The 20,966-nt window shown below is 66.5% G+C and carries 14 protein-coding genes; 8 read left to right on the top strand and 6 right to left on the bottom strand.

The window, feature by feature from the left end; genetic code table 11:
• Window positions 1–241: 241 nt before the first annotated feature.
• From V3B25_RS18990 to V3B25_RS18960, 7 genes are all read left to right on the top strand, one after another.
• Window positions 242–2,404, top strand: a complete 2,163-nt coding sequence (locus tag V3B25_RS18990; protein WP_329811344.1) for a S46 family peptidase — start codon at window positions 242–244, stop codon at window positions 2,402–2,404.
• A 219-nt stretch (window positions 2,405–2,623) separates the two neighbouring features.
• The gene (locus V3B25_RS18985; RefSeq protein WP_008268389.1) at window positions 2,624–3,268 is read left to right on the top strand and encodes a histidine phosphatase family protein; all 645 of its coding nucleotides are present in this window, start codon (window positions 2,624–2,626) and stop codon (window positions 3,266–3,268) included.
• 41 nt (window positions 3,269–3,309) lie between these two features.
• On the top strand, window positions 3,310–4,581 hold the full coding sequence (folC, locus tag V3B25_RS18980) for a bifunctional tetrahydrofolate synthase/dihydrofolate synthase (RefSeq protein WP_329811342.1): 1,272 nt from the start codon (window positions 3,310–3,312) through the stop codon (window positions 4,579–4,581).
• A gap of 81 nt (window positions 4,582–4,662) precedes the next feature.
• The gene (locus V3B25_RS18975) at window positions 4,663–5,691 is read left to right on the top strand and encodes an SPOR domain-containing protein (RefSeq protein ID WP_329811340.1); all 1,029 of its coding nucleotides are present in this window, start codon (window positions 4,663–4,665) and stop codon (window positions 5,689–5,691) included.
• Between the two features lie 46 nt (window positions 5,692–5,737).
• Complete coding sequence (locus V3B25_RS18970; RefSeq protein ID WP_049400926.1) at window positions 5,738–6,517, top strand: CvpA family protein; 780 nt, start codon at window positions 5,738–5,740, stop codon at window positions 6,515–6,517.
• A gap of 30 nt (window positions 6,518–6,547) precedes the next feature.
• Entirely contained in the window at window positions 6,548–8,014 is a 1,467-nt protein-coding gene (gene purF / locus V3B25_RS18965) for an amidophosphoribosyltransferase (protein WP_032129068.1), read from the top strand.
• A gap of 9 nt (window positions 8,015–8,023) precedes the next feature.
• The gene (locus V3B25_RS18960) at window positions 8,024–8,848 is read left to right on the top strand and encodes a ferritin-like domain-containing protein (RefSeq protein WP_049422611.1); all 825 of its coding nucleotides are present in this window, start codon (window positions 8,024–8,026) and stop codon (window positions 8,846–8,848) included.
• 67 nt (window positions 8,849–8,915) lie between these two features.
• On the opposite strand, the gene V3B25_RS18955 is transcribed toward V3B25_RS18960, so the two are convergent.
• Window positions 8,916–10,373 carry a DUF2235 domain-containing protein gene (locus tag V3B25_RS18955; protein ID WP_032129070.1) on the bottom strand — a complete coding sequence of 486 codons (1,458 nt, stop codon included), beginning with the start codon at window positions 10,371–10,373 and terminating at the stop codon, window positions 8,916–8,918.
• A gap of 225 nt (window positions 10,374–10,598) precedes the next feature.
• Between V3B25_RS18955 and V3B25_RS18950 the strand changes: the two genes are divergently transcribed.
• Window positions 10,599–11,852, top strand: coding sequence for a zinc-dependent metalloprotease (locus V3B25_RS18950; RefSeq protein ID WP_032129071.1), 1,254 nt, complete (start codon window positions 10,599–10,601; stop codon window positions 11,850–11,852).
• An 87-nt stretch (window positions 11,853–11,939) separates the two neighbouring features.
• Here the strand turns inward: V3B25_RS18950 and lpxH are convergent, their stop codons facing one another.
• The 5 genes from lpxH to V3B25_RS18925 all read right to left on the bottom strand — a co-directional run bounded on the left by lpxH (window position 11,940) and on the right by V3B25_RS18925 (window position 20,796).
• On the bottom strand, window positions 11,940–12,686 hold the full coding sequence (gene lpxH / locus V3B25_RS18945) for a UDP-2,3-diacylglucosamine diphosphatase (protein ID WP_201118254.1): 747 nt from the start codon (window positions 12,684–12,686) through the stop codon (window positions 11,940–11,942).
• 67 nt (window positions 12,687–12,753) lie between these two features.
• Complete coding sequence (locus V3B25_RS18940; protein WP_049422612.1) at window positions 12,754–13,293, bottom strand: phosphatase PAP2 family protein; 540 nt, start codon at window positions 13,291–13,293, stop codon at window positions 12,754–12,756.
• Entirely contained in the window at window positions 13,274–14,419 is a 1,146-nt protein-coding gene (locus V3B25_RS18935) for a glycosyltransferase family 1 protein (protein WP_032129074.1), read from the bottom strand. The genes V3B25_RS18940 and V3B25_RS18935 overlap by 20 nt, the downstream gene beginning before the upstream one ends.
• Window positions 14,420–14,564: 145 nt before the next feature.
• Window positions 14,565–17,489 (bottom strand): TonB-dependent receptor, encoded by a 2,925-nt coding sequence (locus tag V3B25_RS18930; RefSeq protein ID WP_329811332.1) that lies wholly within the window; start codon window positions 17,487–17,489, stop codon window positions 14,565–14,567.
• A gap of 337 nt (window positions 17,490–17,826) precedes the next feature.
• Window positions 17,827–20,796, bottom strand: coding sequence for a TonB-dependent receptor (locus tag V3B25_RS18925; RefSeq protein WP_049422614.1), 2,970 nt, complete (start codon window positions 20,794–20,796; stop codon window positions 17,827–17,829).
• Between the last annotated feature and the right edge of the window lie 170 nt (window positions 20,797–20,966).

Below are 20,966 nucleotides of genomic sequence, written 5' to 3'. Positions count from 1 at the left end.
TCCGGGAAAGGGGGCGTGGTCACCCTGGCCAGGACACGCAAAAGCCCCTCCATGGTGCTCGATGGCGCCATCCATGGCGCCAACGGTCCCGTCCAGGGTGACCACGCCCCCTCTGGACGATTTCCGTGTGCGCGGCCGACGTGCGCGTGGCAGAGCAAGAAGCAGGTCCATGACTTCCGGGGTTCGGGCGGGGGCAGGGCGGCGGGCTACAATCGAAGGTTCCACTACCAGGGGCCGCTCCATGCGCTCGAACCTGCTTGCATTCTCCATCGTCGCCAGCCTTGGGCTGGCCCAGGTCGCCCATGCCGCTGAAGGCATGTGGGTGCCGCAGCAGCTGCCGGAAATCGCCGGCCCGCTGCAGAAGGCCGGCCTGAAGCTGTCCCCGGAACAGCTGGCCAACCTGACCGGCGACCCGATGGGCGCGGTCGTCGCCCTCGGCGGCTGCACCGCCAGCTTCGTCTCGCCGCAGGGCCTGGTGGTCACCAACCACCACTGCGCTTATGGCGCCATCCAGCTGAATTCGACCGCGCAGAAGAACCTGATCAAGGACGGCTTCAACGCGCCGACCCTGAAGGACGAACTGAGCGCCGGCCCGAACGCCCGCGTGTTCGTGCTCGACCAGATCACCGACGTCACCACCCAGGCCAAGGCCGCCATCGCTGCCGCCGGCAACGACCCGCTGGCCCGCAGCCGCGCGCTGGACGCCTTCGACAAGGCCCAGGTCGCCGCCTGTGAAGCCGATGCCGGCTTCCGCTGCCGCCTGTACAGCTTCTCTGGCGGCAACACCTACCGCCTGTTCCGCAACATGGAAATCAAGGACGTGCGCCTGGTCTACGCACCCCCGGGCAGCGTCGGCAAGTTCGGCGGCGACGTCGACAACTGGATGTGGCCGCGCCACACCGGCGATTTCTCGTTCTACCGCGCCTACGTCGGCAAGGACGGCAAGCCGGCCGCCTTCGCCGCCGACAACGTGCCGTACCAGCCCAAGCACTTCCTGAAGTTCGCCGACCAGCCGCTGGGTGCCGACGACTTCGTGATGGTGGCCGGCTACCCGGGCCGCACCAACCGCTATGCACTGGCCGGTGAATTCAACGAAACCGCCAGCTTCACCTACCCGACCATCGCCAAGCACTACAACGCCGTGCTGAAGATGATCGCCGACGCCGGCAAGGCCGACGCCGACGTCAAGGTGAAGTACGCCGCCACCGCCGCCAGCATGAACAACGTGGCCAAGAACTACCTGGGCCAGCTGGAAGGCTTCAAGCGCATCGACGCCGCTGGCCAGAAGCAGGCTGAAGAAGCCGCCGTGCTGGCGTGGCTGAAGAAGCAGGGCGCTGCCGGCAAGCCGGCCCTGGCGGCACACGCGCAGCTGCTCAAGCATCTGGATACCAGCAAGTCGACCCGCGAACGCGACCTGTTCGTCGGCCAGTTCAACAACACCTCGGCCGTTGGCGCAGCGATCACCCTGTACCGCCTGTCGATCGAACGCAGCAAGCCGGATGCCGAGCGCGAAGCCGGTTACCAGGAACGCGACCTGACCACCATCGAAGGTGGCCTGAAGCAGATGGACCGTCGCTACGTGGCAAAGATGGACCAGCAGCTGCAGACCTACTGGCTGGACCAGTACGTGGCCCTGCCGGCCGCGCAGCGCGACAACGAAGTGCTGAACAAGTGGCTGGCCGGCAGCGATGCCGCTGCGGTCAAGTCGCTGGTGAACAAGCTGGGCGGCACCGAGCTGGGCAGCCTGGACAATCGCCTGAAGTGGTTCAAGGCCGACCGTGCCGCGTTTGAAGCCAGCAGCGATCCGGCCATCCAGTACGCCGTGGCCGTCATGCCGGCACTGCTGAAGCAGGAAGAGCAGAAGAAGATCCGCGAAGGCGAATCGCTGACCGCCCGCCCGCTGTACCTGCAGGCCGTGGCCGACTACAAGAAGAGCCAGGGTGAGTTCGTCTACCCGGACGCCAACCTGTCGCTGCGCATCACCTTCGGCAACGTCATGGGCTATGGCAAGGACGGCGTGAAGTACACCCCGTTCACCACCCTGGAAGGCGTGGCGGCGAAGGAAACCGGTGAGGATCCGTTCGATTCGCCGAAGGCGCTGCTTGATGCAGTCAAGGCCAAGCGTTACGGCGGCCTGGAAGACAAGCGCATTGGTTCGGTGCCGGTGAACTTCCTGTCCAACCTGGACATCACCGGCGGCAACTCCGGTTCGCCGGTGCTGGATGCCAACGGCAAGCTGGTCGGCCTGGCCTTCGATGGCAACTGGGAATCGGTCAGCTCCAACTGGGTGTTCGACCCGGTGATGACCCGCATGATCGCCGTCGACAGCCGCTACATGCAGTGGATCATGCAGGAAGTGGCGCCGGCGCCGCAGCTGCTGAAGGAACTGAACCTGGTCAAATAAGATCCGCCGTCCCCGCGCGAGCGGGGACCGCCGGTTGTAGCGCCGAGCCATGCTCGGCGGGAATGCCCAGGAGACATCGAAACCCCGCGACTCACGTCGCGGGGTTTTTTCATGCCCGGCCCGGCCCGGTGCGCCGAACAGGTATCATCCCTGTTCCGCGTACTTCACAGGATGTGAACGAAACGCGGAAACCTCCTCCCCCCAGGACCCCTTGCACGCATGCGCATCCTGCTTGCCCGCCACGGCGAAACGCCGTGGAACGCCGAAGGCCGCTACCAGGGCCAGATCGATATTCCGCTTTCGCCGATCGGTGAAGCCCAGGCCCAGGCACTGGGTGCCCGCCTGGCCTCGGTGGACATCACCCGTGCCGTCGCCTCGCCGCTGTCGCGCGCGCAGCGCACCGCGCAGCTGGCGCTTGGCGCCGCCCGCGCCGACATGCTGCTGACCGAGCCGGAGCTGCAGGAAATCGCCCACGGTGAATGGGAAGGGTTGCTCGCCAGCGAGATCCACGAGAAGGATCCGTCGCGCCTGCAGGCCTGGCGCGAGGAGCCGGATACGGTGCTGATGCCCGGCGGCGAATCGCTGCGCCTGGTGCTGGAGCGCAGCTGGCGCGGCCTGGCGCGTGCCACCGAAGGCCTCGGCGAGCACGACACCCTGCTGGTGGTTGCGCACGATGCGGTCAACCGCGTGATCCTGTGCAAGGTGCTGGGCCTGCCGATCTCCCGCCTGTGGACCTTCCGCCAGGCGCCGACCACGCTCAACCTGCTCGAAGGCGCCGACCTGGACAGCCTGGAAGTGGTGCGCCTGAACGACTGCGCCCACCACACGCCGTTCTTCGGCGAAGCCAAGCACCGCGCACTCTGACCCGCCACACCGAACCACCTGTACCTGCTGGAAGCACTGCCGTGACGAACACCCCGACCACCCTGGCCGATTGGCTGGATTACATTGAACGCCAGCACCCGGCGACCATCGACATGGGCCTGGAACGCGTGCGCGCCGTGGCCACGGCGATGGGTCTTGGCGCGCCGGCCGGGCGCACCATCGTGGTCGGTGGCACCAACGGCAAAGGCTCCACCGTGGCCTTCATCGAGGCCATCGGCCGTGCTGCCGGTTGGAAGGTGGGTGCCTACACCTCGCCGCATCTGCTGCGCTACAACGAACGTGTGCGCATCGATGGCCAGGATGTCGACGATGCGGCGCTGGTTGCTGCGTTCAATGCCGTCGAAGCGGCACGCGGCGACACCACGCTGACCTATTTCGAGTACGGCACGCTCGCTGCTTTGCAGCTGTTCGCCGACGCCGGGCTGGACCTGGCGGTGCTGGAAGTGGGCCTGGGCGGCCGCCTGGATGCGGTCAACATCGTCGACGCCGATGTATCGGTGATCACCACCGTGGACATCGACCATGCCGAGTGGCTGGGCGAGGACCGCGAAGCGATCGGCGCCGAGAAGGCCGGCATCATCCGTGGCTGGAAGCCGGTGATCCTGGGCGAGACCGATCCGCCGTCCAGCGTGCTGGCGCGTGCCTATCTGGTCGGTGCCAACGCGATCCGCGGCGGCAGCGATTACTTCTACGAGCCGATCGACGCCCAGCGCTGGCGCTGGCGCGATGTCGGCCTGCGCATGGAGCTGCCGACCCCGGCGCTGGCCGGCCCGATCCAGCTGGCCAATGCCGGTGCTGCCATCGCCGCCCTGCGCGCGCTGGACAAGCCGGTGCCGCGTGCGGCGTGGGCCGCGGGTATCGCAGCAGCGCGAATCTCCGGCCGCATGCAGGCATTCGAGCGCGACGGCGTGCAGATCCGCGTGGACGTGGGCCACAACCCACAGGCGGCGGGCCAGCTGGCGCGTGCGCTGAAGGCCGAAGTGTCAGCCGGCCGCACCCTGGCGGTGTACGCCGCGTTGCAGGACAAGGACGCGGCGGGTGTGGTGCAGGCCCTGCAGGACGTGGTGGGCGAGTGGACCCTGGCCGGGCTGGACGGTCCGCGTGGGCAGAGCGCCCAGCAGCTGCAGGCACGCCTGAGCGGTACGGTGGCGGCCAAGGCACCGCTGGCCGATAGCGTCGAACAGGCGCTGGCGCAGGTGCTGGCCCAGGCTGAGCGGGGTGACCGGGTGTTGGTGTTCGGCTCCTTCCATACCGCCGCTGCGGCCCTGCAGTGGCTGCAGGGCGACGCCTGATCCGCGTTCAGCCAACGCCGACGCCGGCCGGTCCGGCACCCGTATAATCGACGGCAATCTCCGGACAGTTGCCTGCCTCACGTGGATACGCCTCTGAAACAGCGTCTGATTGGTGCCATCGTGCTGGTGGCACTGGCCGTGATTTTCCTGCCGATGCTGGTCAAGGGACCCGCACCCGACAGCGGTGTCGCCAATGTGCCGATCGCCGCGCCGGATGCGCCGGCCGATGGTCAGTTCGAAACCCGTGAGCTGCCGCTGGTCGCCCCGGCCGGTGGTGCCACCGGCCTGCAGACCGGGCAGGCCAAGCCGTTGCAGGAGGCTGCCACGCCGGCTACGCCGCCGACCGTGGACACCTCGCCGGCAGTCGCCGCCGGCAACTATGCGGTCACCTTCGGTGCCTACGGCAGCAAGGCCGACGCCGATGCGGTGATCGCCTACCTGAAGCGCTCGCAGCTGCCGGGCTTCGCTGAAACGGCCACCATCAACGGCCGCCAGGCATGGCGCGTGCGCGTTGGACCTTACGCCGACCGTGCCCAGGCCGAAGCGGCCCGCCTGCAGGCGGTGAAGATCCGTGCGGATGTGAAGGCCGAAGTGATCACCCTGGACGCGGCGGCCGGCAGCAGTACTCCGGTTGCGGCCACCCCGGCACCGGCTGCGCCGAGCGCCAGCACCCCGTCCGCAGCTGTTGCGCCCTCGGCCAGCGGCAACCCGGTCCGCAGCGAAAGCCTGCCGCCGAGCACGCCAACGGCGACCGCGCCGCCGGCAGCCAAGCCGGAACCGCCGAAGCCGGCGCCGAAGCCCGAACCGAAGCCGGAGGCCACCGCCAGCAAGCCGGCGACGGTGCCGACCGCACCGGCAGCACCGGCTGCCAGCGGCGTCGGCTTTGCCGTGCAGCTGGGCGCGTTCGGTCAGGCCAACGATGCCAATGCCCTGCGCGACAAGGTTCGTGCCGCTGGTTTCAGCGCTTTCGTCGAGCAGGTGCGCACGGACAAGGGCACCCTGCATCGCGTCCGCGTCGGGCCGGTGGCCAACCGCGCTGACGCCGAGCAGCTGAAGGCGCAGGTCGCCGCCAAGGTCGGCGTGGCCGGCATGGTCCGACCGCACCCATGACCCACGCGCAGCCCCGTTGCCAGCGCCGCCGAAGGAGCGGGGCGCCATGATCGACGTGGTGCTGCTGATCGTGATCGCCGCCTCGACCCTGCTGGGGATGCTGCGCGGCTTTGTCGGAATCGTCATCGGCACCCTGTCGTGGCTGCTGGCCGCGTGGGCGGCCTTCGCCTTCGGCAATGATGCCGCCCACTGGTGGGCCGCTCCGGCGGCCCCCGGTGGCGAACACTTCGTCGGTGGCTACCTGGGGGTCGGCATCGGCGTGATGATCGTGGTCGCGGTGATCGGCATGGTCATCAAGGCCCTGGTCCACCGCAGCATGCTGACCAGCCTGGACCGCCTGCTGGGCGGGGTGCTGGGCGCGGTGCGAGGCGGCCTGATCGCCGCAGTCCTGCTGCTGCTGGGCAGTTTCACCCCGCTGACCGCCGAACCCTCCTGGCAGCGTTCGGCGGTGCGTCCGTTGCTGAACCCGACCGTGGCCTGGATGAACAGCAAACTGCCGCACTGGGAGGTTCCCGGGGCCGATCTGCTGCCCAAGGCCTTGCCGACCGACGCGCTGTCCCCATCTGCATTGATGGAGTTGGGCAAGAACGCAGGCGCCGGGTTGGGAAAGCCGGGCGCGGCAGGCGATAATGGCATCCTCAACCAGGTAGTGGCAGGCAGCGGATGGCTGCGGCCTGCGAAAGCGGAACAGGGCGATTCCTACGATCCGGCCGAAGTGCGCCCGGACGCTCCTGCACTGCCGGACAGTATCGAGCCGGGCGATCCGGCCAACGTCGACCGCGCGCGCGGCGACCACCGCGGCCAGGTACGGCCACCTTCCTTGTAACTGGGCACAGCCCAGCGGAGACCTCGCACCATGTGTGGCATCGTCGGAATCGTCGGCAACCAGAACGTCGCCGGGCAGTTGTATGACGGCTTGACCGTTCTCCAGCACCGTGGCCAGGATGCGGCGGGCATCGCCACCGCCAGCGGCAGCCGCCTGCGCGTGCAGAAGGCCACCGGCCTGGTCCGCGATGTGTTCGATGCCCGCACCATGTCCACCCTGGAAGGCAGCGTCGGCATCGCCCATGTGCGCTACCCGACCGCCGGTTCGGAAGGCATGGACGAGGCACAGCCGTTCTACGTCAATTCGCCGTACGGCATCGCGCTGGCCCACAACGGCAACCTGATCAACACCGAAGCGCTGCGCCAGCAGGTGTTCGAGCAGGACCGCCGCAACGTCAACACCGATTCGGACAGCGAAGTGCTGCTGAACGTGTTCGCCTATGAACTGGAGCAGCAGCGCCAGCTCAGCCCGGAAGCCGCGATCCGCGCGGTGGCCGGCGTGCACCGCCGCTGCAAGGGCGGCTATGCGGTGGTCAGCGTGGTGCTGGGCCTGGGCCTGGTGGCCTTCCGCGACCCGCATGGCATCCGTCCGCTGGTGCTGGGCAAGCGCAGCCATGCAGAGGGCGACGAGTACATCGTTGCTTCCGAGTCGGCCGCACTGGATGTGCTGGGCTTCCAGCGCGTGCGCGACGTGCAGCCGGGCGAAGCGCTGGTGATCACCGCGCGTGGCGAGCTGTTCTCGGAAATCTGCGCCGAGCCGGCCGAGCACACCCCGTGCATCTTCGAATACGTGTACTTCGCGCGCCCGGATTCGATGATCGACAACGTCTCGGTGCACAAGGCGCGCATGCGCATGGGCATCAAGCTGGGCGAGAAGATCCTGCGCCTGCGCCCGGACCACGACATCGACACCATCATCCCGATCCCGGATACCTCGCGCGATGCCGCGCTGGAGATCTCCAACGTGCTCGGGGTGAAGTACCGCGAAGGCTTCATCAAGAACCGCTACATCGGCCGCACCTTCATCATGCCGGGCCAGGGCGAACGCGTGAAGTCGGTGCGCCGCAAGCTCAACCCGATCCACCTGGAGTTCCGCAACCGCGTGGTGCTGCTGGTGGACGACTCGATCGTGCGCGGCACCACCAGCCAGCAGATCGTGCAGATGGCCCGTGATGCGGGCGCGCGCAAGGTGTACCTGGCCAGCGCGGCACCGCCGGTGCGCTACCCGAACATCTACGGCATCGACATGCCGGCGGCCGAAGAGCTGGTCGCGCACAACCGCACCGTGGAAGAGATCGAGGCCCACCTGGGCTGCGACTGGCTGATCTACCAGGACCTGGAAGACATGGAAGCGGCGGTGAGCGAGGGCAACCCGGCGCTGCGCAACTTCGATTCGTCCTGCTTCAACGGCCACTACCCGACGGGTATCGAGCCGGGCTACTTCGAGCGCATCCAGCAGCTGCGTTCGGACGACGCCAAGCACAAGCGCCGCGCCTGAGGTCCAGGCGTGGTCGATGTACCCGACGTTGGTGGCGACCTGCTGCGCGCTGCGCAGCAGTGCCTGGCCGAAGCCGACCCGCTGCGCAAGGTGGCGCTGACCCAGGCCTATGCCGCCGCGTTCCGTGCTGGCCGCCTGAAGGTGGAGGCCGATGCACCGCCGCCGGAGCCGATCCGCATGCCCGGCCGGCCGGCGCAGCTGGTGCTGGTGCATCCGCGTGAAGTGCCGCGGCGTGGACTGGGCGGTGTGGAAGGGCGTGCCGCCTTCATCCACGCCATCGCCCATATCGAACTCAACGCGATCGACCTGGCCTGGGATGCGGTATACCGCTTCCGTGGCCTGCCGCCGGCGTTCCATGCCGACTGGGTCAGCTGTGCCGACGACGAATCGCGGCACTTCATGCTGCTGCGCGAACGCCTGCAGGTGCATGGTCACGACTATGCCGATTTCCCAGCGCACAACGGCCTGTGGGAAATGTGCGAAAAGACCGCCCATGACGGCTTGGCACGCATGGCGCTGGTGCCGCGCGTGCTGGAAGCGCGCGGCCTGGACGTAACGCCCGGCATGATCGGGAAGCTGCGCAATGTCGGCGATGGCGAAACCGCCGATGTGCTGGAAGTGATCCTGCGCGAGGAAGTGGCGCACGTCGCTGCCGGTTCGCGCTGGTATCGCTGGTACTGCGACCGCGCCGCTGTCGAGCCGCGTGCGCGCTTCAAGGAACTGCTGGTGGAGTACGCCGGCGGCTACCTGCATGGGCCATTCAACATCGAAGCGCGCCTGCTGGCCGGGTTCGATGCGGATGAGTTGGCCAACCTGATTGAACAGGCCGGTTGAAGAAAAGGGGACGGAGGGGATTAAGTCGTTTGTGGCACAAACGACTTAATCCCCTCCGTCCCTTTTTTCATGCGTTCGGCAACACCACGCGCTTGCCATCCACCGTTGGCCGGTTGATGTAGAACAGGCCGGGACCCGGCCGGTACGGCAGTTCGCTGACGCCGGCATCGGCGGCGTAGGTCAGTGCGGTGTCGCCCAGTGCATCGAAGTTCCAGTGCGCCGACTGCATCAGGTAACGCCGTCGCAGCAGCGCCTCCTGTGTCTGCGTCAGCGGCTGTCCGGCAACCAGTCGGCGTGCGATCGGCTGCAGGGCGGACGGCAGCTCCCAGCCGGGAACTCCAGCGGCATTGGCGGTCCATTGCACGCCAGCATCGATGGCCTGCTGCTGCATCACCTGCAGTGCGATCAGCTGGTAACGCCAGTCGATGCGCCGACGCAGCACCACCGCGGCGGTCACATACAGCACCGGCGACAACAGCACGCTGCGGCTGCCGGCGCGACGCTGCTGCTGCCACTGGTGCCAGACATCCACCCAGATCTCCTTTTCACCCACGCCCAGCTGCTGCCGCCAGCGTTCGGCGTCGGCCTGCGTTTCGGCGTAGGCCGTGGTGGCCTGCAGCAACGCCAGTGGAGGGACCTGGTAGTCGGAAACCGGTGGGCGGCGCAGCTGCTGCCGGCGTGGACGGCTGAGCAGCTTGGGCCCTTCTTCCAGCTGGTTGTAGCCACCGCCGATGTTGGCGTGCACGCCGGGCAGGGCGACCTCGGTGAACGTTGGCGCGACGCTGGTCAATGGATAGTGTTGGCGATGCTCGTCACGCGCGGCCAATTGCACGACGTGTGCCGCGATGCCACTGCGCAGGGCGAGCTGCGGGTGTTCATCGGCGCGGCCACCATTGACTGCAACCACGGTGTCGAACAGTCCGATGAAGCGCAGCACCGGCGTGACGGCGGCGAAGTCCGCAGTGCAGGGCAGGCCGGCGCCCTGCAGCAGCTGGCGCCAGCGCGCGCTGTCCCAGGCCTGCAGCTGGTTTGCGATATCACGTGCCGCGGCAGCACCGCGCGAATAGCCGAACAGATCCAGCTGCACGCCACGCAGCGGTCGCTGCCAGCGCGCGGACAGCTCGGCCAGTGCCGCCGGCAGCAGCACCTGCAGCGCGCGCTGCACTTTCGCGCGAACGCCACTGGCACCGATGCCGAAGGCCAGTCCGATCAGATCGTCATCGGCATCATCGCGGGTCCCCACGCCCTCGACATAGATCGACAGCGAAGGCGCGGCCATCGCATCGCGGCGGCTGTCCGGATACAGCTGCTGCAGGCGCGCGATGTTGGTCAGGCCGTTGTCGTAGCTGCTGGTCAGCCGGCTCTGGTAGGTCGAATCATCATCCGCGCGCAGCTGCGCCGGGCGTGGCTGCGGAACCTGTGGGCGACCGCGTGCCAGGTTGTGTGCGTTGTTGCGGGTGCCATCGAAGAACAGGCCGATCCGCAGCAAGCCGACATCTTCGTCCGTGTCCTGAGATGGTGCCATGTGCATTCCCCGTCGTGGCTGCGTCACGGTAGCGCGAAAGCGGTGTATTGGCGAAGTGTAGTGACGCTTTTGACCTTACTTAACGCAGATGCGGTCGATCACAGTTCCTGATTTTCATTCCCATCTTCTATTGAATTCACACGACCCGCGCAGGCCAGATGGCCAGACCCGGTAGACCCGGGCGTGCTGCATCAACGCTGTTCACATCATTCAAGGAGCGACGCAATGTTGTCCAGATCGATTGGCAAAGCGGCAGGTGGCCTGGTGTTGGGTTTGTCGGTGGCAGCGGCCGCGCATGCGGCACCGTTGTTCGAGCCGGTGACGGTCATCAGCCGCGCATCGGCAAACAGTGAGCCCGCGCTGGGCAAGCTGCTGGCCACCCCGTCCACCGCGACGGTACAGGAAGTGCGTGTCGACGCTGCTGCCACTGCGCAGCCGCAGCTGGAGTTCGAACTGCTTGGCCAGCGTGTGCAGGCGGTGCGCAGCAAGGTGGAAGCCCTGCCCGATGGCGGCAGCATCTGGTACGGCCAGTTGCGCTCGCCGTCCGATCGGCTGACTGCCGCCACTTCGAATGGCCAGGATGATCCTGGTAATTCAGTGATCCTGGTGCGTTCGGGCAACACCCTCACCGGTTCGATCCGCAAGGACGGCAAGCTGTATCGCCTGCGCCCACTGGGCAACCGCCATGTACTGGTGGAAGTGGATGAGTCGCGGATGCCGGCCGACCATCCGGCCGACTACAACCAGCTGCCGAAAATCCCGATGGGCAACAATGACCGCATCGGCATCGCGCAGGCCTCGTCCGGTACCCCGGCCACCATCCGCGTGCTGGTGGTGGCAACCAATGCAGCGGTAACGGCCTATGGCGGCAACATGCAGTCGCTGGTGCAGCTGGCGGTAGCCGAATCCAACCAGGGCTACGTCAACAGCAACGTGGGCATCACCCTGCAGCTGGCCGGCTATGAAACCACCAGCTACACCGAATCCGGCAACTTCACCACCGACCTGACCCGCTTCCGCAACACCAGCGACGGCTACATGGACAGCATCCACACCAGCCGCAACAACACTGCGGCCGATGTCGGCGTGCTGCTGATCAACAACACGAGCTACTGCGGGTTGGCCTCGGGCATCGGTTCGACGGCATCGACGGCGTTCGCGGCGGTGTACTGGGATTGCGCGACCGGCTATTACTCCTTCGCGCATGAGATCGGCCACCTGCAGAGTGCGCGGCACGATATCGCCAGTGATCCCAGCACGTCGCCCTATGCCTATGGGCACGGTTATCGCTACGAGCCGTCCTCCGGTTCGCGCTGGCGCACGATCATGGCTTATGACTGCTCGGCCGGCTGCCCGCGCCTGAACTACTGGTCCAACCCGAACATCAACTACAACGGCATCCCGATGGGCAATGCCAGCACCGCCGACAACCAGCGCGTGCTGGTCAATACCAAGGCCACCATCGCGGCCTTCCGCTGAGGCCAACCGCCGACCGAGGTCGGCGTCTACCTGGGTGCGTTCACCTGCCCTGGTAGATGCCAACCTTGGTTGGCACCCCGCGATCCATCATTCGCGCGCGAGCGTATCCAGCGACCAGCCGCCGGCATCCACGCGCAGCACCGATCCCTGTTCGTACCAGTCACCCAGCACGATGCGGTTGCAGGCGCGGCCACCGGCCTGCAGCGTGTGTACCGCCGGGCGATGGGTGTGGCCGTGGATCATGGTGTCCACGCCATGGCGCACGAAGGTGGCATCGACTTCGGCGGGTGACACGTCGGTTACCGACTCGAACTGCGCACGATCATCCTGCTTCATTTCCGACTGGCGGGCCTGGCTGGCGTCGCGTGCCTTCTGCGCGAAGGCGATGCGTGCGGCCAGCGGCTGCGACAGGAACTGCGCCTGGAAGACCGGGTCGCGCGTCTGTGCACGGAACTGCTGGTAGGGGATGTCGTCCGTGCACAGCAGGTCGCCGTGCTGCAGCAGCACCGGGCGGCCGTACAGCTCGATCACGCACGGGTCGGGCAGGATGCGCAGGCCGGCACGGCGCGCATAGTCTTCGCCGAGCAGGAAGTCGCGGTTGCCGCGGATGAAGTACACCGGTACGCCGCTGTCGGAAAGTGCCTTCAGCGCGTCGGCCACCGCATCGGCAGCAGGCGAGGGCGTGTCGTCGCCGATCCAGGCTTCGAACAGGTCGCCGAGGATGTACAGCGCATCGGCGCCGGGCGCCTGCTCGCGCAGGAAGCGCAGGAACAGGTCGGTGATCTCCGGACGGCTGGGGTCCAGGTGCAGGTCGGAAATGAACAACGTGGTCATGCAGGCATTCTAGGGCATCCACCGCCGGGCATGGCCCGGCGCTACCGAAGGGATCTGACCCCGGGGGCTACACCGGCAGCGGCAACCAGGCCAGGCTGGCCGATGCCAGCAGGATGGCAATGCCGGTGGCGGCCAGTACATCGGACGGGTAGTGCAGGCCAAGCACCACCCGCGACAGCGCGACGCCGAAGGTGAACGGCACCAGTAGCGGCGCCAGCCACGGGTAGTAGGCCAGCGCGACGATGGTGAACGACACCGCGTGCAGGGTGTGCCCGGAGGGGAAGCTGAACTCGTCCAGCGGCGCCACCCAGGCGCGGATGCGCAGATCGGCCGCATACGGGCGGGGACGCCGGGTCCAGCGCTTGAGGCTTTTGTAGAGCAGCAGTGCGGCCAGGCCGGTGGCGGCCATGTGCACCGATGCACGCAGTCCGTCGAAGCCGTCCAGCGCCACCAGCGCGCCCATCAGCACGTACCAGAACACGCCATCGCCGAGCCGGCTGATGACCGAGAACAGGCGACGCACGCGGCGACGCCGGCAGTAGTGGTTGGCCCGGCGGCAGAGCCGCGCCTCGCGGCCAGCCAGCAGCTCAAGCGGCGTGGTGCGCATGGCCGCTCCTCCGCGACTGGGCCAGCTCGGCCAGCAGGGCATCGAATTCGGCAACCACCTGCTGTGGATGCAGGCGCTTCATCGCACGCGCGGCGCTGCTGCCGAATTCGCGGCGCCGTGCATCATCGGCGGCCAGCTGCACCGCTGCCTCGATGAACTGCTCATCGTTTTCCACGGCCGCACCGTTCTCGCCATCACGCAGGTATTCGCGGGCCGCACCGTAGTCGAAAGCGACGGTGGCCAGGCCGCTGGCCATGCTTTCCAGGGTCACGTTGCCAAAGGTCTCGCTGCGGCTGGGGAACAGGAACAGGTCACCGCTGGCGAAATGCCGTGCCAGGGCTTCGCCGCGCTGGATGCCGCAGAAAATGAAATCGGGGTTTTCATGTGCCAGTTTTTCGCGGGCCGGACCATCACCCACCCAGACGAAGCGGGCTTTGGGGCGGATCTGCTGCAGGCGGCGGAAGGCTTTCACCGCCAGGCCAAGGTTTTTTTCCGCAGCGATGCGGCCGACATGGATCGCGACCAGGCCGTTGCCGTCCACGCCCCATTCCTCGCGCAGCGCCGGGTCGCGCCGGCCCGGATCGAACTGCTGGCTGTCGACCGCGCGTGCCAGCAGGCGCACGCGTTCGAAGCCCTGTTCACCGAGGAACTGCTGCAGCTCGCGGGTGGGCACCAGGGTTGCATCGGCCTGGTTGTGGAACCGGCGCATCCAGCGCATCGCGGCAGCCTGCAGCCAGGCCACGCCGTAGTCGGGCAGGTACTCGTCGAAGCGGGTATGGAAACCACTGGCGACCGGAATGCCAAGGCGGCGCGCGGTGCGCAGCGCCGACCAGCCCAGCGGGCCTTCGGTGGCGATGTAGACCGCATCGGGACGCTGCTGCTGCCAGTGGCGGTTGAGCCGGATCGGTGCAGGCAGGCCGAAGCGCAGGCCGGGGTAGCGCGGCAGTGCGGCGCCCGGCACCAGCAGCGTGCCCGGTGCCGAGTCCAGTGCTTCGCTGGTCTGGCGTGGCCGGATCAGGTCGATGTCATGGCCGGAATTGCGCAGTCCCTGCTCCAGGCCCTGCACGGTGAGGGCAACGCCGTTCACTTCCGGCGGGTAGGTCTCGGTGACGATGGCATAGCGCATGGCGGGCCTCCGGGTTTCCGGCATGCTCGGGCCTGGCGATGTAGCCGATATGACCGCTTTGCGACCACGGGATGACGGTGGTCAGGTCCCTGTACGAAACCACGGCCCCGAAGGGCCGTGGCGGTCGTGCAGATGGCGGGGTGGATCAGAAGCGCTGCTGGTATTTCATGTAGATGAAACGACCGATGTCGAAGCCACCGTAGTAGGAGAAGTTGGCGCTCGGCTGGCTGTACATGGCCGGTCCCTGGCGGCCGAACACATTGTTGGCACCGATCGAGACGGTCGCATCCCATGGCAGGTTGTAGCGCGCCTGCACGTCGTGGAAGGTGACCGATCCGCGACGGTTGTAGTCACGGCTGCCACTGAACCACGGCGCGCGCTGGCCCGGGTGCGAGCACTCACCCGGATACGTGGCTGCATCCAGGCAACGCTCCTTGACCGCGGAGAAATAGCGCAGGCCCCAGCTTAGGCCGAGGTTGCCACGCTCCCAGCCCAACGATGCGTTGGAGCGCACACGGAAGCCGATGCCGCCGTTGCTGGCGATGCCATTGCTGGGAATGGGCGGGGCATCCGCCTCGTTGGTGGTCCGTTCTTCCGCGGCGACCACATAGGTGGTCTTCCAGTCGGCGCTCAGCGTGCCCCAGGACGTTTCGATCTTGTGGCCGATCTCCAGGTCATAGCCTTCGGCCTGGCGGAACCCGCTGTTGCGGCTGCCATAGTTGAGCGTGTTGACGATGCCCAGTTCCGGGTCGCGGGTGAAACTGCCGCAGCGCTCGGCGATGCCCAGTTCGTAGCAGTCGCGGAGGATGTCGTTGGGATGGTCGGCGACGATGGTGTTGTCGATGCGGATCTTCCACCAGTCCAATGCAATGTTCAGTCCTTCGGCAAACGTCGGGCTCCAGACCAGGCCCAGCGTGCGGCTGGTCGAGGTTTCCGGCTTCAGGTCGGGATTGGAACCGTTGGTGAAGGGCAGGGGCGTCTGCCCACTGCTGCCGGTGATCGGCTCGTTGCCCTGGCCGAGCTGGCGGTAGCTGTCCGCGTTGGCGATGTCGGCGGCGCAGCGTGCACGTACCTCCGGGCTGCTGGCGGCGGCGCCATAGACCGTATCGCAGGGATCACGGAAGCCGGTGGTGAAGGTCTGCGAGCCGCCGCCGTACAGATTCGAGATGGTCGGCGCACGGAAACCCTGGGCCCAGGTGCCACGGACCAGCAGCTGGTCGATCGGCTTCCACGAGATGCCGAACTTGCTGTTGAGGGTTCCGCCGAAGGTGGTGTAGTCCGAGTAGCGCGTTGCCATGTCCAGGGTCAGCTGGCGTGCACCGGGGAGGTCGCTCAGCACCGGCACGCTCAGCTCCAGATAGGCCTCGTCGACACGGTAGCCACCGCCGGTGGGGCCCGCCGCCAGGTTGGTGGTGGCGCCGGTCTGGGCCAGCGCATCGGGAATGAAGCGACCCTCCTCGCGGCGGCTCTCCACACCCAGGGCGAAGCCCAGTTCCCCGGCAGGCAGCGTGGCAAGGCCGCCACTGAGGCTGGCGAACAGGTTGCGGGTGGTGTTGCGGCCACGGGTGAGTTCCTCGGGGAACAGCCAGTCCTGCAGTTCGCCATTGCCGGTCAGGCCGTACGGGTCATCCTGGTCATACGGCACCAGTGGATTCCAGGGCTTGCAGCCGGCAATCGGTGCATCCGGTGTACCGCATTCCACCTTGCCGGTGGCCGGGTTGTAGAACGAAGGACCGGTGGAATCGGCAACGCGCTGCTTGTGCAGGTTGCCGGTGGCACGCTGCTCCAGCTCGCTGCGGTTGTACTGGTAGCCGGCTTCCCAATCGAAGTCGCGACCGGCGAACTGGAAGCTGCCTTCAAACGCTGCGACACCCTGCCAGGTGGTCAGTTCGCTGGTGCTGATGCGTGGAATCTCCCAGGTGCGGCGGTTCCAGTGCACGTCGCTTGGGCGTTCATAGCCGTGGTGGCGGCCGAACGGATTGAACCAGCTGTCGGCGGACATCGGCGTGATGCCGGCCGCACCGGACTGGAACGGATAGCCGGCAATCTGGCGCGTGGTGGTGCGTCGGTTGTAGGCCAGCTGGGTGTTGAAGCGGATCTGGTCGTTCAGATCCATGCGTGCATCGACGAAGAGCGAATCGCGCTTGATCGGCGTCTGCACGTGCATCTGTTCATTGCTGTTGCTGACATCACCGGTGATCGGCGTGTTGTCACTGAGGTGGAAGCTGTCCGGCCCGCCCGGCTGGCTGCCGCGATCGAGCGAATAGCTGCAGCCACGGGCGCTGCTGCAGCCCGGGCCCTTGAAGCCGACGATGCGCCCCCACTGCCCGACCGTGGTCCAGCCATCGTCCGGATGACGATCGGTATAGGTGTAGGCGCTGAAGCCGCGGTCCTTCGCCCAAACGCCCTTTTCTTCGACATGCTCGGCGGCGACACTGATCGAAGCGCGGTCATTCGACCAGCCGGCAACCACGTCGTACTGGGTGCGGGCACCATCGCCTTCGCTGAACTGCCCGTGGTAGACGTTGGCGGTTACGCCCTGGACGTTGCGCCGGGTGATGATGTTGACCACGCCGGCCATCGCGTCGGAACCGTAGATGGCCGAGGCGCCGTCCTTCAGCACTTCCATGCGTTCCACGGCAGCGGCGGGAATGCTGGATATATCCTGGTAACCCGAAGTGGTCATGCCCAGGCGCTTGCCGTTGACCAGCACCAGGGTGCGCTGTGCACCGAGGCCGCGCATGTCCACGTAGCTGCCGCCTGCGGCCTCGCCCGCACTGAGCGGGCTGGCACGGCTCAAGGCCGGGCTGCCGGTTGCGGTCAGGTTCTGCAGGATGTCGGCAACGGAATTGAAGCCCTGCCGCTCGATGTCGGCGCGGCTGATGGTCAGCACCGGCTGCGCGGTTTCCAGGTCGACCTGGCGGATGCGCGAACCGGTGATCTCGATACGGTCCAGCGTGGTGGCTTCCGGTGCGTGCTGGGCGAATGCGGGGGCGGCCAGCGCGGTGGTGGCCGTCATCGCCAGTGCACGACGGATCGCCAACCCGAGCTCGGGAATACGGATGGTCATGGGTCTCTCTCTCAGTCTTCGAAGTCTTCGGAACACAGCCAAGCGGGGCTGCGTCAACTCCACCGCGGCGGTGGATGTTCGAACCTAGTGAAGATGGATGGGGAGACGTATGGGCAAGCGACGAAAGCGCTGCAGACGGCCGTGACGCTTCTGCACAAAGCGGAAGCAAATCAATCGATTGCTCCAACCTGTGGCATCGCGGCGGACGCTGCGCAGAGGACCGTGTCCCTGATTGAACGCATCACGGTCAATGTGGAAAGCGACAGTCTGCGCGGAGGCAGAAAAAAACCACGGCCCCGAAGGGCCGTGGTCGTCGAGCTTCAACAGCGCGGATGGATCAGAAGCGCTGCTGGTACTTCATGTACATGAAACGACCGATGTCGTAGCCACCGTAGTAGGAGAACGACGAGTTCGGCTTGCTGTACATCACCGGTGCTTCCTTGCCGAACACATTGTTCGCGCCCACCGAAACGGTGGCATCCCACGGCAGGTTGTAGCGGAACTGCACGTCGTGGAAGGTCACGGCACCGCGCTCGTTGTACGCGGTCGGCGACTTCAGCCACGGAGCCAGGAAGGTCGGATCGGAGCATTCGTCCGCATAACGCGAGGCGTTGAGGCAGCGCTCCTTCACACCGGAGTAGTAGCGTGCCGTCCAGCTGACGCCGAAGTCACCCACATCCCAGCCCAGCACCAGGTTCGAGCGCACGCGGAACGCAAGGCTGGTGGCGGTGCCGATGGTGTTGGCAACGCCGTTGATCGGCGTGATCGCTTCGCGGACATCGTTGGTGGAGCGGTAGACGTTCTTGCTGACGTAGGTGCTGGTCCAGCCTGCGCTCAGCTTGCCGTAGCTGGTGTCGACGCGGTAGCTGACATCCAGGTCGTAACCTTCGGTCTCGGCAAAGCCGGCATTGCGGTTGCCGAACTTCAGGCCGGTGACGATGCCGTTGGACGGGTCACGGCTGAAGCGGCTGCAGCGCGATTCGATGCCCTGCTCGTAGCAGTCCCTCAGGATCTGGTTCGGACTGTCACCGACGATGGTGTTGTCGATGCGGATCTTCCACCAGTCCAGCGCCACGTTGAGGTTGCTGAGGAAGGTCGGGCTCCACACCAGGCCCAGCGTCTTGCTGGTCGAGGTTTCCGGAACCAGCAGCGGGTTCGAACCGGACACGAACGGCGTCGGGGTCGCATCCTGCGCCGTGGTCACCGGGGCGTTGCCCTGCTTCAGCTGGCGGAAGTTGGCGGCATCGGCGATGTCACGTGCGCATCGCGCGCGGACTTCGGCACTCCCCTTGGCCGAGCCGAACACGGTGTCGCACGGATCGCTGAACTGCGCGAAGGTTTCCGAACCACCACCGTACAGGTCGTTGATGGTCGGGGCGCGGAAGCCTTCTGCCCAGGTACCACGGACCAGCAGCTGGTCGATCGGCTTCCACTTGAAGCCGAACTTGCTGTTGAGCGTGTTGCCGAAGGTGTTGTACTTGGAGTAACGGGTGGCGGCACTGAAGCTCAGCTCACGCGCACCGGGCAGGTCGGCCAGCACCGGCACGCTGAGCTCCAGGTAGGCTTCCTTCACGTTGTAGCTGCCACCGGTCGGGCCTGCGGCCAGGTTGGTGGTCGCGCCGGTCTGGGCCAGGGCATCGGGGGTGTAGCGGCCATCTTCCTTGCGGCTTTCCACGCCGAAAGCGAAGCCGAGGTCGCCGGCCGGCAGGGTCATGATGCTGCCGGACAGGTTGGCGAACGCGTTCTTGGTGGTGGTCCGGCCGGTGGTGTGCTCCGCCGGGAACAGCCAGGCCATCAGTTCTTCATTGCCGGTCAGTCCGTTCGGATCGTTCTTGCCGTAGGGCACCAGCGGGTTCCACGGCGTGCAGCCGCTGATCACCGCGCCCGGACGGCCACACATCACCTTGCCGGTGGCCGGATCCAGGAACGACGGACCCACGGCGTCACGCACGCGCTTCTTGTGCAGGTTGCCGGTGGCGGTAGCGGTCAGCTCGTTGCGGTTGTACTGGTAGCCCACGTCCCAGTCGAAGTAGCGCTGGCCGATCTCGAAGCTGCCATCCAGCGACACTACCGCACGGTAGGTCTTCAGTTCGCTGGTGCTCACACGCGGGATTTCCCAGGTGCGGCGGTTCCAGGCCACGTCGGTTGGCTTGGCATAGCCGTGCTGGTTGCCGAACGGATTGAAGTAGCTGTCCTTGGACATCAGGCCGGTGGCGGTCGGGTCGCCCGAGATGGACACCGAGCTGGACTGCAGGGGGTAGCCTGCAATCTGGCGCTCGGCCGAACGCTTGTTGTAGCCGAATTCGGTGCGCAGGTTGACCTGGTCGGTGATCTTGAAGCGACCGTCGAAGTACACCGAATCACGCTTGAGCGGATACATGACGTGCATCTGTTCGTTGGCGTTGCTGACGTCGCCGGTGAACGGGGTCGCATCGGTCAGGTGGTAGTTGGCCGGGTTGGTCGGGTCAGCACCACGGTTGAGCGAATAGCCGCAGCCGTCCTTGGTGTTGGTGCAGCCCGGGCCGCCCTTCAGGCCGGTGACCTGGCCCCACTGGCTCAGCGTGGTCCAGTTGGAGGCATCGTTCGGGTGGCGGTCGCTCACGCCGTACTTGCTGAACCAGCGGTCCTTGGCCCAGACGCTCTTTTCTTCGGAGTGCTCCAGTGCCAGGGTCAGCGACACGCGGTCATTGCTCCAGCCACCCACCACGTCGAAGCGATCGCGCGCGCCGTCACCTTCGCTGTACTGACCGTGGTAGACGTTGGCGGTCACACCGTTGACGTTGGAACGGGTGATGATGTTGACCACGCCGGCCATCGCATCGGAACCGTAGATGGCCGACGCGCCATCCTTCAGCACTTCGATGCGCTCCACCGCCGACACCGGCAGCGAGGACACGTCCTGCAGGCCCGAGGTGCTGATGCCCAGGCGCTTGCCGTTGACCAGCACCAGGGTGCGCTGCGCGCCCAGGTTGCGCATGTCGATGTAGGTGCCGCCGGTGTTTTCGCCCGAGCTCAGTGCGTTTGCACGGCTGATCGCCGGGCTGCCCATGGCGGTCACGTTCTGCAGGATGTCGGCCACCGAGCTGAAGCCCTGGCGCTCGATGTCCAACCGGCTCAGTGCCAGGACCGGCTGAGCGGTCTCCACGTCCACCTGGCGGATGCGCGAGCCAGTGATCTCGATGCGATCCAGGGTGGTCGGCGCGGCGGTGCTGCCACTCTGGGCGAACGCAGGCAGGGCGGCCAGCGTCGCAGTGGTTGCCAGGGCGTAGCGGATGGCCTGCCCCAGGGGGGTGGTACGTGAAGTCATGACGAGCTCTCTCTCTCTCAGGTCGTGCAGGGACGCCAAAAGGGGCGTCGAAGAAATCGGCCGCCCACAAGCGGACCGATGACCCGATAGTAGTCTCGTTGGTTAATGCTCTGTAAAGAGGTCGTGTCGATTTGTACCGGGCTTCATCGTCAGATTTCACGAAAGCTCAA

Source organism: Stenotrophomonas sp. SMYL8 (assembly GCF_036320065.1).
GTDB lineage: Bacteria > Pseudomonadota > Gammaproteobacteria > Xanthomonadales > Xanthomonadaceae > Stenotrophomonas > Stenotrophomonas maltophilia_A.
The sequence above is the reverse complement of the archived record's forward strand: the minus strand, read 5'-3'. Positions and strand labels throughout refer to the sequence as shown.

What these genes read in the sequence shown, in the direction of transcription:
- V3B25_RS18985 (WP_008268389.1), top strand. Translation starts at nt 2,624, where the DNA reads ATGCGCATCCTGCTTGCCCGCCACGGCGAAACGCCGTGGAACGCCGAA.
- V3B25_RS18970 (WP_049400926.1), top strand. Translation starts at nt 5,738, where the DNA reads ATGATCGACGTGGTGCTGCTGATCGTGATCGCCGCCTCGACCCTGCTG.
- lpxH (WP_201118254.1), bottom strand. Translation starts at nt 12,686, where the DNA reads ATGACCACGTTGTTCATTTCCGACCTGCACCTGGACCCCAGCCGTCCG.
- V3B25_RS18930 (WP_329811332.1), bottom strand. Translation starts at nt 17,489, where the DNA reads ATGACCATCCGTATTCCCGAGCTCGGGTTGGCGATCCGTCGTGCACTG.
- purF (WP_032129068.1), top strand. Translation starts at nt 6,548, where the DNA reads ATGTGTGGCATCGTCGGAATCGTCGGCAACCAGAACGTCGCCGGGCAG.
- V3B25_RS18935 (WP_032129074.1), bottom strand. Translation starts at nt 14,419, where the DNA reads ATGCGCTATGCCATCGTCACCGAGACCTACCCGCCGGAAGTGAACGGC.
- V3B25_RS18950 (WP_032129071.1), top strand. Translation starts at nt 10,599, where the DNA reads ATGTTGTCCAGATCGATTGGCAAAGCGGCAGGTGGCCTGGTGTTGGGT.
- V3B25_RS18990 (WP_329811344.1), top strand. Translation starts at nt 242, where the DNA reads ATGCGCTCGAACCTGCTTGCATTCTCCATCGTCGCCAGCCTTGGGCTG.
- V3B25_RS18940 (WP_049422612.1), bottom strand. Translation starts at nt 13,293, where the DNA reads ATGCGCACCACGCCGCTTGAGCTGCTGGCTGGCCGCGAGGCGCGGCTC.
- V3B25_RS18925 (WP_049422614.1), bottom strand. Translation starts at nt 20,796, where the DNA reads ATGACTTCACGTACCACCCCCCTGGGGCAGGCCATCCGCTACGCCCTG.
- V3B25_RS18955 (WP_032129070.1), bottom strand. Translation starts at nt 10,373, where the DNA reads ATGGCACCATCTCAGGACACGGACGAAGATGTCGGCTTGCTGCGGATC.